The sequence below is a fragment of the Pseudoalteromonas sp. MMG024 genome (genome assembly GCF_021654175.1).
In the GTDB taxonomy this organism is placed as follows: domain Bacteria; phylum Pseudomonadota; class Gammaproteobacteria; order Enterobacterales; family Alteromonadaceae; genus Pseudoalteromonas.
This window is the reverse complement of record NZ_JAKFZO010000004.1, coordinates 193,828-205,211: the sequence shown is the minus strand read 5'-3', so window position 1 is coordinate 205,211 and position 11,384 is coordinate 193,828. Positions and strand designations below refer to the sequence as shown.

The window sequence follows — 11,384 nt, the reverse complement described above, 5'->3', positions numbered from 1 at the left end:
GTGCCACATTTTGTATCTTTGCCCGTTTTAGTGCCGATGCTGGCTGGTATTTTATTATTACTACCACCATCGGGGAAAAACTTACAAGCGCGACGCATTGTTTCAAGCATCATGGCATTGCTTACTCTTGTAGTAAGCGGCTATATGCTAAACAATGCGCTGTCTGGTGAAATATTTGTTTATGCTATCGGTAACTGGCAAGCGCCTTTTGGCATTGTATTAGTTGCCGATGTAATGTCATCACTATTAGTAACACTGACATCGTTTCTTGCACTGATTTGTGTACTTTATTCACTGTGTGGTGATGATGAAGCCGGTAGCTTCTTCCACCCACTATTACATTTCTTATTGTTAGGTGTGAACGGTGCATTTTTAACGGGCGACTTATTTAACCTCTTCGTATTCTTTGAAGTCTTACTGATTTCATCGTATGCATTATTGATGCACAGCTCTGATAAACACAAAACGCAATCTGCGTTGCATTACGTGGTTTTAAACTTGGTAGGCTCAAGTGTGTTCTTGGTTGCACTCGGTATTTTATACGGCGTGTTAGGTACCTTGAATATTGCAGATATGGCGGCAAAAGCGGCGCAGTTATCGGGCGATGACCGAGCACTATTAAATATCGGTGGCATGCTGTTACTTATCGTGTTTGCACTTAAAGCAGCAGTGATCCCATTGCAATTTTGGCTGCCGGCAACTTATGCATCGGCACTGCCAGTGGTTGCCGCGTTATTTGCGATTATGACCAAAGTTGGTATTTACGCGATTATTCGTGTTTACCCAACAATTTTTGTTGACCCAAATGATACAAGCACCCATATCGCACAAGTGTGGTTATGGCCTGCGGCAATTATCACATTAGTTATTGGTATTTTGGGCGTACTTGCCAGTAAAGATCTTCGTATGATTGTGGCAAATCTTGTTATTGTATCGATAGGGACGTTAATTGCTGCTGTGGCATTTAATACGCCAGGCGCCATTGCGGCAGCACTGTATTATTTAGTGCATTCAACATTGGTGACAGCGGGCTTATTTTTACTAGCTGATGTGATTGGTAAACAGCGTGGCAAAGTAGGTGTACGTCTTGTACCAGCCAAACCAATTGGGCAACCTATTTTATTGGGTACCAGCTTTATTGTGTTTGTGCTTGCTGTGGTTGGTATGCCTCCGTTCTCAGGATTTATTGGCAAAGTTTGGCTATTACAAGAAGCCCTCAACGTTGATAAAGCAGCTTGGTTCTGGGCAGTTTATTTGGTTGTGTCTTTACTCGTATTAGTAACGCTTACACGCGCAGGTTCGCAGCTGTTTTGGCGTCATAACGGGCAAGAGCCTTCAGAGACAAAGGCAACGAGTTGTCAGTTAGTGGGCGTAATCAGCTTGCTGCTTTGTTCGCCACTATTAAGTATTGTCGCAGGACCGATCAGCGAAATTACCACGCTTGCCGCAACACAAGTATTCGATACCCTTGGCTTGCAACAAGCTGTATTAGGAGGCAAGTAAGATGCGTTTTGAAGCTCGTTTTAGTCTTTTTCCAACACCATTTCGAAGCATTTTATTGTTTTTCGTCTGGTTACTGCTAAATAACAGCTATTCGCTCGGGCATATCGTGTTAGGAGCCATTCTAGCTACGGTGATCCCACTTGCAACGCTACGCTTTCGTGAGCCTCAGCCGCTGATTATGCGTAAGTGGCTTGCGTTTAAGCACTTTTTATTGGTGTTATACGATATTGTTACCGCCAATGTGCAAGTAGCGTTTCTGATTTTAGGGCCAATTAAAAAATTGCGTCCGGCGTTTGTAAAAGTACCGCTTGATTTAACTCATGAAATGCCAATCACCATACTAGCGAGCACAGTTTCCTTAACACCGGGTACTGTGAGCGCTGAGGTGTATCCGTTTCCTGAGTCGTTAGACGAGGGCGAAGAAGAAGTGACGCAGCGTTATTTGCTTATTCATGTTCTTGACTTAGATGACGAAGCAGAACTAATTGCGACGATTAAAAGCCGTTACGAAGCACCGCTTAAGGAGATTTTTCAATGTTAAGCACCGTTATATTAATTGTATCGGCAATGATTGGCGTGTCACTGTTACTTAATTTATGGCGCCTAATTCTTGGGCCATCTGTGCCAGATCGCATCTTAGCGCTTGATACCATGTATATAAACAGTATTGCGCTTATTGTATTGTACGGCATTAAAGTGGCGTCAGAGCTTTATTTTGAAGCAGCATTGTTGATTGCCATGCTCGGGTTTGTCAGTACGGTGGCAATTTGTAAGTTTCTTTTACGCGGCGATATTATAGAGTAATTATTATGGCAGAGATTATTGTTTCACTACTGTTGTTGTTAGGCGGCGTGTTTATTCTAATTGGTTCAATTGGTATGAACCGGATGCCGGACTTCTTTATGCGTTTACATGGTCCAACTAAGGCAACTACGTTAGGCATGGCGGGTGTGCTGATTGCTTCTATTGTTTATTTTAGTGCAATCGTTAATGAGCCAAGCGCGAAAGAAATTTTGATATCGATCTTTTTACTGATCACGGCACCAATCAGTGGCTATATGCTAATTAAAACGGCAATTCATCACAAATTAAAAGCTCACAAAGGCACTAAAGGTGTAGAAAACATCGAAGAAGATTAGCGGGTTATGCTCTTTGTTGCCACTTTTTGGTTTAGCCAACTAGGCCTACAAAGCGACGCAGTGGTCAAAACGGTTTGGATATGAACAGAATTTAAACCATAAAGGTCAACACGCTCTAATACCTTTGCATAAAAGGCATTAAAAAAGACGCAATATGCGTCTTTTTTATTGGGCAGATTAAACGTGAATAACCCACGTTTTAATTGTTTGAGTTTCAGCAGCAGGTTATTCGCAGTGTAACGCTTATTTTATGCTGCTAAAAATCACTAAGTTTGCCTAAATTAAACAAACTCAATTTATGCATCTGGGTTGCATAAATATCTAAGTTCTAAAATGCTACTTAAATGATTAAGGGGAAAAACTATAATTTGGTTGGCAGTTTTTCCTCTCGGATTAAATAATAACCAAGTTGTTTGCCTTTTAAAAACGATGATTTATAATGCTTTCAGATAAAAAAAACTAATGAATACGTCATCAGGTTGTCATGTCGAGAAGATTGCCCCCGCTAAACTCACTCAAAGCGTTTGAAGCAGCCGCCCGTAATTTAAGCTTTACCAAAGCAGCAGACGAGCTGTTTGTTACACAAGCCGCTGTTAGTCATCAAATTAAAACCTTAGAAGAACACTTAGGCTTAAAATTATTTTTAAGGCGAAATCGTTCACTGTTACTAACAGAAGAAGGGCAGGCGTATTTTCTCGATATTAAAGAAATATTCACCCAACTGGTTGATGCAACAGAAAAGTTATTAGCGCGTGGCGCAAAAGGTTCGGTAGCAGTAAGCTTAACCCCGAGTTTTGCGATTCAATGGTTGGTACCACGGTTGCAAGCGTTTAATGAGTTGCATCCGGAGATTGATATTCGTATTAAAGCGCAAGATTTAGACGAAAACTCGTTAACTGATGATGTTGATGTGGCGATTTATTATGGTCGCGGTCATTGGAGTGGCGTACAAAGTCACAAACTTCATACTGAATACTTAGTGCCATTATGCAGCCCGTTATTGTTAAACGGGCCCAAGCCGCTGGCAGAGCCAAACGACTTACAACACCATACATTGCTGCATGATATGACACGTAAACCTTGGAAAAGTTGGTTCAAAACGTTGGGCGTTGCTAATTCGCGGGTAAATCAGGGGCCTATTTTTAGTCACTCTTCAATGGTATTGCAAGCCGCGGTACACGGGCAAGGTATAGCACTGGTAAACAGTGTTTTAGCCAAGCCAGAAATCGATTCTGGGCGATTAATAGTGCCATTTAGCCATCACTTAGAAAGTAAAAATGCCTTTTATTTAGTGCTGAGAGAATCGCAGTCTGAATTAGGTAAAATCGTGGCATTTAAAGAGTGGATGCTCAGCATGGTAGAAAAAGAACAGATTGAGGCAGGTTTTAATGATTAATTGGGTAAATGCAGATAAACCCATTGCGCAATTGATTTTGGCGCACGGTGCTGGTGCAGGCATGGATTCAGAGTTTATGGTCACCATGGCCAACAATTTAGCGAAATTAGGCGTCACTGTTGGCTTATTTGATTTTGAGTATATGCAGCAAGCCAAATTAGAGGGCAAAAAACGCCCGCCGCAGCGTGCACCAAAACTATTAGCCTATTTTGAAAGCATACTTGCAGAGGTTGATGCTAACTTACCTTTATTTATCGGCGGTAAGTCAATGGGCGGACGAATGGCATCAATGTTGGCGTGTGAACAAAGCGTCAAGGGCGTTGTTGCTTTTGGTTACCCATTTCATCCACCGGGCAAGCCAGAAAAGCTTCGAATCGAACATTTTCCTGATCTCAAAGCGCCACTTGCAATAATTCAAGGTGAGCGTGATACCTTTGGTAAAAAATATGAGGTAGAAAGTTATCCAGTATGCGATAATGTGCACACTTTTTGGATCCCTGATGGGGATCATTCATTAGTACCACGAAAAGCGAGTGGTTTAACCCAACTGCAAAATTGGCAAACAGCAGCCGAAATTGCATCTCAGTTTATCGCAAAACAACTATGAACAGGTTTAGCTTAGCAGCAGGTGGCATTTTTTGTGCCCTCGCCGTGATGTTAGGTGCGTTTGCAGCACATGGATTAAAATCAATGATCAGCCCAGCAATGATAGCGGTGTTTCAAACCGGTGTTGATTATCAGTTTATTCACGCTTTAGCATTAATTTTGTTTGGATTACTGGGAAACAGCGGGTACAAATTAAAGTGGGCCAGTATTTTTGCCATTGTAGGCATTGTGTTTTTTAGTGGCAGTCTATACTTGTTGGCAACAACGGGTATAAAGATTTTTGGCCCAATAACGCCACTTGGTGGCGTGTGTTTTATTGTGAGTTGGTTACTGTTTACCGTTTCGGTTATTAAACATAAACCAGCTCAAGTTAAGTAAGTGAGAAAAATGTCTGCGATTGTAATTTATTGTCGTCCGGGTTTTGAAAACGATTGTGCCGCCGAAATAAGCCACCATGCTGCACTGCGTGAAATTGGTGGATTTGTAAAAGCAAAAGATAACAGCGGTTACATCACCTTTAACTGCTATGACCCGTTAGAAGCCGAAGTCGTTGTGCGTAAGTTGCCATTTAAAGAAATGGTTTTTGCACGTCAATGGTTTGTTGGTCAGCTGGTTGATAAAATGCCGATTGAAGACCGCGTTTCAGCTATCAGCGAGGCGGTTAGCGAGTTTCCATTGTGTGGTGAGCTACGGGTAGAAACACCAGACACCAATGACGGAAAAGAGCTGCAAAAGTTTTGTAAAAAGCTATCCGTTCCACTACGTAAATCGTTAGTGGCGCAAGAAACCTTACTTGCTAATGAAGTGAAAAACCGTCCTGTTTTACACGTAATGTTTTTATCAAATAGCGCTGCATACGTTGGTTTTTCTTACAGCTATAACAATTCACCATTTTATATGGGTATTCCGCGTCTGCGTATGCCAAAAGATGCGCCAAGCCGCTCAACGCTGAAACTTGATGAAGCGTTTCATGTTTTCGTACCAAAAGACGAGCACGAGTCACGTTTGCAACCGGGTATGCGTGGTGTTGATTTAGGTGCGTGCCCAGGTGGCTGGACGTATCAGTTAGTGCGCCGTGGCATGATGGTACAAGCAATTGATAACGGCCCTATGGCTGAGTCATTAATGGAAACAGGCCAAGTTAAACATAAGCGTGAAGATGGCTTTAAATTCCGTCCGGATAAGCGCAATATTGATTGGTTAGTATGCGATATGGTTGAAAAACCAATTAAGGTCGCTAATTTAATGATTGATTGGGCGGTAAACGGCTTTGTAAAAGAGCAAATCTTCAACTTAAAACTGCCGATGAAAAAACGTTTTGACGCGGTTTATCAGTGTTTAAACTTAATTCATGAAGAGCTGACTAAGTACAACATCAAGTATGAACTGCAAGCAAAGCAGCTCTACCATGACCGTGAAGAAATCACAGTACATATTCAAATCTTAAAAGTACCGCAAAACGTTTATAGTTAATGGCTACGGGTACTTAAATCAAAAAAGGCTGCAATTGCAGCCTTTTTAGTGAGCGCTATATGCTACGCGCGGTAATTGATGCGATAGTTTTCAACAAATAAACGCGTTGCACCACATACCGCTACAGGCATTACAATTAAGTTAACGATTGGCACCATACTAAAAATTAATACAGCACTGCCAAAACCGTAACTTAAGCCCTGTTTTTGCTTTAGGTGCTGGCGCGCATCAGCAAACGGGATCTTGTGATTATCAAACGGGTAATCAATGTATTGCACGGCAAACATCCAGGCGCTAAACAAAAACCACATCACTTGACCAAACACCGGAATAAACAACAGTAAAATTAAAAACAACAAAGCTTTTGGTAAGTAGTACATCAGTTTTGCCAATTCACGGCCAAGCATACGTGGCACGTCTTTAAGCAAATCAGCTAACCCATCGTCGTTAACGCGTTGCCCTGTCAAATACAGCTCGACCTTTTCACTTAATAAGCCGTTAAATGGTGCGGCGATAAAGTTAGTGATAACCGTAAACACCATAGAATAGATAAACAACACCAGCAACAGTGCAATAGGCCATATTATAAATTCTAACCAAGATAGAAAGTCAGGCAGGTAGCCATTGACGTAGTTAACGCCTTGTTCAATCCAACCAATAATAAAAAACAACGAGCTACCAAATAGCACCAAGTTAATTAGTAATGGGATCAGCACAAAGCGTTTTAACCCTTTTTGGCTGATTAAACTAAAGCCCGATAAAAAGTATTCGAACCCTTTTCCTAATTGCATGGAAAACTCCAATAAAACAACAACTCACCTTAGCGATTATAATAAGCCGTAGATTCCCTTTAAACCAGATTTTGTTGTTAAGCGTTACAAGTTGTTTCAATTAGGGTAAATCTGATAAAGTTGGCCATTAATTTTCTTACTATTTAGACAATCAAATAAGAATAAAATGCGTCTAGCCTCAATTAAGCTCGCGGGTTTCAAATCGTTTGTAGAGCCAAGTAAAATTCCATTTCCCGATCAAATGACCTGTGTTGTTGGTCCAAATGGTTGTGGCAAATCAAACGTCATCGATGCTGTGCGATGGGTATTAGGCGAAAGCTCGGCTAAAAACCTGCGCGGTGATGCCATGACAGACGTCATTTTTAATGGCTCAACAGAGCGCAAACCAGTTTCACAAGCGTCTGTTGAATTATTATTTGATAATACTGAAGGACGCATACCGGGTACGCTTGCATCACGTAACCAAATAGCCATTAAACGTTTAGTTACCCGTGAAGGCGTATCACAATACTATTTAAATGGTGAAAAATGCCGTAAACGCGATATCACGGATATTTTCTTGGGTACCGGACTTGGTCCGCGCAGCTATGCGATTATCGAGCAGGGCATGATCTCGCGTTTAATTGAAAGTAAACCACAGGATCTACGCATCTTTTTAGAGGAAGCGGCTGGCGTTTCAAAATACAAAGAAAGACGACGAGAAACACAAACGCGCTTAAACAGTACGCGTGATAACCTAGAGCGTTTGCTTGATTTACGCACCGAACTCGAAAATCAACTCAATGTGCTAACAGAACAAGCGGAAAAAGCGCGCACTTACACCACGACTAAAGCCAAAGAGCGTACCTTAAAAGCGCAGATATGCGTGCTTAAATGGCAAGCATTGCAACAAAAACTACTCGAAAGAGAAGACAAGCTGGCGCAAATTAATGAGCAAATTGCATTTCTTAGCGAAGCGCACAGCGGTCATGATGATGTTATCTCGGCATTAAAATTAGCAATCGAACAAGCAAACGACATGGTTAATGATGCGCAGCATCAAGAATATCAGCTGCGCAATAAGTTGGCACGTGACGAACAAGACAAAGTGCATAAGCAAAGCCAAAAAACTCAGCTAAGCCAACGCATCGCGCAGTTACAAACACAGTATCAGCAAATCCAGCAAGAGCAGCAGCAAACAAAGCAACAGTTTGATGACATTAGCGAACAAGTTGCGCTTTCAAACGAAGCACTTGAAAGTACCGCAGAACAGTTAGAAATCAGCTTACACAAATACGAAGAACAAAAAGTACAGCAAGAAACCAGTTATAGCGCTTATCAAGCATCTTTATTGGAAAACCAAACGATTATTAAAGCGCAAACTGAGCAGCAAAAAACACTGTCGGCATTAAATGTTAAATACGCGCAACTGTCAGAGCAACAAAGCGCTTGCCAACAGCGCCAAAGCCAACTGAGATCAGAGCGTGAAAAACTTGATCAGCAACTGGAACTCATTGATTTAACACAAGCAAAAACCCTCGTACAGCAAGCCGAAGCTGAATGTGAAAGCGTAAATGCTCAGTTACAACAAGCGCAAGATGTGCTTGCTCAAAAACATACTGCAGCGAGACAAAGCGAGCAAACCTGTAATGATTTAGCGGCAAAACAAGCCGCGCTTTTAACGGTTGTAGGCGAAAACACACAGAGCCAGTCAGGCTTGCCGACGCTTGTCTCTAAGCTTAGTGTCGATAAATCTTGGCAAGTGGCAGTTGAAGCAAGTTTGTTTAGTTTAAGCCATGCGCATGTTAGCTTGCAGTTCGATAACGAATGCAAAACACCCAGTATTTGGCCGCAAACAAGCCATTGCGCAAATGGAGCACTGGCTGAGAAAATCACCAACGGGCCTATCCCACAATACTTTAATGCGATTGCTGCTGTTGAAAATATCGATACGTTAGAAGATGATTTTTGGTCAGGGCCATTTTTATTTGCAGTGGATCAGCGCGGCGATTTACGCGGCGCTAACTGGTGTATTCCCTGTAAGTTTGATAGTGAAAGTTCACACATCGTAAAACACCAGTTATTAAAAGACATAGAAAAAGCGATACCCGCTGCACAAAGTGAACTCGAAAGTGCGCAAAAAGCGCTTACTGCAGAGCAAAAAAAGCTTGATGAGTTGCGTGTTGTTGCAACACAAAAGCAACACGCGTTTTCATCATTGATGCAATCGCTCACACAAAAACAAGCAGAACATAATTTTGCTAGCGAACGTTTAGCCGCTATTGCGTTGCAATGTGATGAAACACAAAATGAGCTAGCGGCACTGGCTGCTCAACTTGACGCTGTACGTAACGAACAAGCGCCGCTAACGCTGCAATTAACTGAAGTTGAAACACGTCTAAGTGATTTAAAACAGCGACAAGAATCCCTAGAAGCGGATTATCATAATGCCAAACTGGTTACTAGGCAGCTTCAAAATGCCTATGAAAATGAGAAAAATCAGCACCATAAGCAACAATTACATTTAGAGAGTGTAAAAAACCAAGCAGCCTTATGTGAATCAAAATTAGGCCAGTTTTCGTCACGCTTTAGTGAGCTTAATGAGCAACTCGAAGAAGCAAAGTTTACACTTGAAGATATTCAACTGCCGCTGGTTGAACTTGACGAGGCGATTGCAGAACAGCACCTTATACTTGAGACGCTTATCGAGCAAAAATCGCAAAAGCAGCACAATCTAGATGATGCGAAAGAGAAATTAAAGCAAGCCGAGTCGGGCATAGGTACTGAGCAGAAAAAGCTCGATAACCTGAAACAACAAAGACAAAATATTATACTTGAACAACAAGGTTTTCAGTTGAAATCGGAAGCGGCACTGTCACCACTTGCAGAATTAAACACACAGTTAAAAGACGTGATTGCAGCGCTTCCTGAAGATGCCAAACTTAATAGTTTACAAAGCCAATTGAGCAAAGTCTCGAGCGATATTGCTGGATTAGGTGCAATTAACCTAGCGGCGATAGAAGAGTTTGATAAAGCATTTGAGCGTAAAAATTACCTGGACCAACAATACGATGATCTAATCAGCGCGCTTGATACTCTAGAAACGGCAATCGTTAAAATAGACCGAGAAACCAAACAGCGCTTTAAAGCGACATTTGATCAAGTGAACAATGGCTTGCAGAACTTATTTCCAAAAGTATTTGGCGGTGGTTCAGCGTATTTAGAGCTGACATCAGACGATTTACTTGAAACGGGGGTGGCAATTATGGCACGTCCTCCGGGTAAGAAAAATGCGACGATTCATTTACTCAGTGGTGGTGAAAAAGCACTGACGGCGTTATCCCTAGTTTTTTCAATTTTCCAACTAAACCCCGCACCATTTTGTATGTTAGATGAGGTGGATGCGCCGCTCGATGATGCCAACGTTGGGCGTTTTTGTCGTTTAGTGGAAGAAATGTCACAAGACGTGCAATTTGTGTATATTAGTCACAATAAAATCGCCATGGAAATGGCCGCGCGCTTGACCGGTGTCACCATGGCTGAGCCGGGTGTTTCACGTGTGGTTGCGGTGGATATTGAAAAAGCGTTAGAAATGTCAGAATCAGCTTAGCTTTTGGTATAAATTATCAGCAACTAGTCTTATCTGTGCACTTTGCACAAGATAAGCGGTTGAAATTAAGTGCCGCTTGCTTAATAATTTTGTAAATCGGAAAAAAATATAAATTTAAGGGTACTTGAATGAGTGACGAACTAAGGTGGGTGTTAATTATTGGTGGTGCGTTAGTAATTGGCGGCGTACTGCTTCATGGCCTTTGGTCAATCCGTAAAAATGACAGCCGCACACTTGTTCAAGAACCAAGTGCCGCTCCAGACAAAAAAGAAGCGGCCCCCGAAAGCGAAAAAGCATCTGTGGTTGAACCACAAATGAGCGCAAAATTAAATGTGAACGATGAACCAGAACTAGGTGATTTATCGATTAGCATTGATGACGATGAGCCAAGCACACAAGTCAGTGACGAGCCAGAACAGCCGCCTGAAGGCAAAACAGCAGTTCAAGACTACATCATCATTCATATTCAAACCGAAGAAGGCTTGCCGATGCAAGGCTCTTCGCTACTGCCGTTATTACTTACATTAGGTTTTAAGTATTCAGAGGACGGCTTCTTTAATCGTCATGAAGATGCATCAGGCCAGGGCCCAGTGCTATTTCGTTTAGCAAATATGTTTAATCCAGGCACGTTCGATATTGATAATATGGAACAGCTTCAAACGGAAGGCGTAAGCTTATTTATGACACTGCCTTGTGCAGGTGACAGTTTACCGTCGTTTAATATGCTTCACAGTGCGGCTAAGAAAATTGCCGATGAGTTTAGCGCGACAATTCTCGACCATAACCGCGAAGAGCTGGATGTTGCCACTGTTAGGCAATATGTCGAAAAAATCAGAGAATTTGACGAACTATAACGTCACCACCAGATTTTAACAAAAGCCACCCTT

Annotated in this window: 11 protein-coding genes; 10 read left to right on the top strand and 1 reads right to left on the bottom strand. The window is 42.0% G+C overall.

Features of this window, described 5'->3' with window-relative positions; translation table 11 throughout:
• The 8 genes from L1068_RS05630 (at window position 1) to rlmM (ending at window position 6,117) form a co-directional block, all read left to right on the top strand.
• Entirely contained in the window at window positions 1-1,503 is a 1,503-nt protein-coding gene (locus tag L1068_RS05630) for a monovalent cation/H+ antiporter subunit D (RefSeq protein ID WP_343221864.1), read from the top strand.
• Window position 1,504: 1 nt separating this feature from the next.
• Window positions 1,505-2,044, top strand: a complete 540-nt coding sequence (locus L1068_RS05625; RefSeq protein WP_237129433.1) for a Na+/H+ antiporter subunit E — start codon at window positions 1,505-1,507, stop codon at window positions 2,042-2,044.
• On the top strand, window positions 2,038-2,307 hold the full coding sequence (locus L1068_RS05620) for a K+/H+ antiporter subunit F (RefSeq protein WP_010559799.1): 270 nt from the start codon (window positions 2,038-2,040) through the stop codon (window positions 2,305-2,307). Before L1068_RS05625 ends, L1068_RS05620 begins: the two co-directional genes overlap by 7 nt.
• Before the next feature lie 2 nt (window positions 2,308-2,309).
• Window positions 2,310-2,642 carry a Na+/H+ antiporter subunit G gene (locus L1068_RS05615; protein ID WP_040642336.1) on the top strand — a complete coding sequence of 111 codons (333 nt, stop codon included), beginning with the start codon at window positions 2,310-2,312 and terminating at the stop codon, window positions 2,640-2,642.
• A gap of 484 nt (window positions 2,643-3,126) precedes the next feature.
• Window positions 3,127-4,038, top strand: coding sequence for a transcriptional regulator GcvA (locus tag L1068_RS05610; protein WP_010559801.1), 912 nt, complete (start codon window positions 3,127-3,129; stop codon window positions 4,036-4,038).
• On the top strand, window positions 4,031-4,645 hold the full coding sequence (locus L1068_RS05605) for an alpha/beta family hydrolase (RefSeq protein WP_237129432.1): 615 nt from the start codon (window positions 4,031-4,033) through the stop codon (window positions 4,643-4,645). The genes L1068_RS05610 and L1068_RS05605 overlap by 8 nt, the downstream gene beginning before the upstream one ends.
• Window positions 4,642-5,022 (top strand): DUF423 domain-containing protein, encoded by a 381-nt coding sequence (locus L1068_RS05600; RefSeq protein ID WP_237129431.1) that lies wholly within the window; start codon window positions 4,642-4,644, stop codon window positions 5,020-5,022. Before L1068_RS05605 ends, L1068_RS05600 begins: the two co-directional genes overlap by 4 nt.
• Before the next feature lie 9 nt (window positions 5,023-5,031).
• Window positions 5,032-6,117, top strand: coding sequence for a 23S rRNA (cytidine(2498)-2'-O)-methyltransferase RlmM (gene rlmM, locus L1068_RS05595; protein ID WP_054980080.1), 1,086 nt, complete (start codon window positions 5,032-5,034; stop codon window positions 6,115-6,117).
• Between the two features lie 62 nt (window positions 6,118-6,179).
• On the opposite strand, the gene cysZ is transcribed toward rlmM, so the two are convergent.
• Window positions 6,180-6,908, bottom strand: coding sequence for a sulfate transporter CysZ (gene cysZ / locus L1068_RS05590; RefSeq protein WP_237129430.1), 729 nt, complete (start codon window positions 6,906-6,908; stop codon window positions 6,180-6,182).
• Between the two features lie 166 nt (window positions 6,909-7,074).
• Between cysZ and L1068_RS05585 the strand changes: the two genes are divergently transcribed.
• A complete protein-coding gene (locus L1068_RS05585; protein WP_237129429.1) occupies window positions 7,075-10,497 on the top strand; it encodes an AAA family ATPase in 3,423 nt (1,140 codons plus the stop codon).
• 128 nt (window positions 10,498-10,625) lie between these two features.
• Complete coding sequence (gene zipA / locus L1068_RS05580; RefSeq protein WP_237129428.1) at window positions 10,626-11,351, top strand: cell division protein ZipA; 726 nt, start codon at window positions 10,626-10,628, stop codon at window positions 11,349-11,351.
• Window positions 11,352-11,384 lie beyond the last annotated feature (33 nt).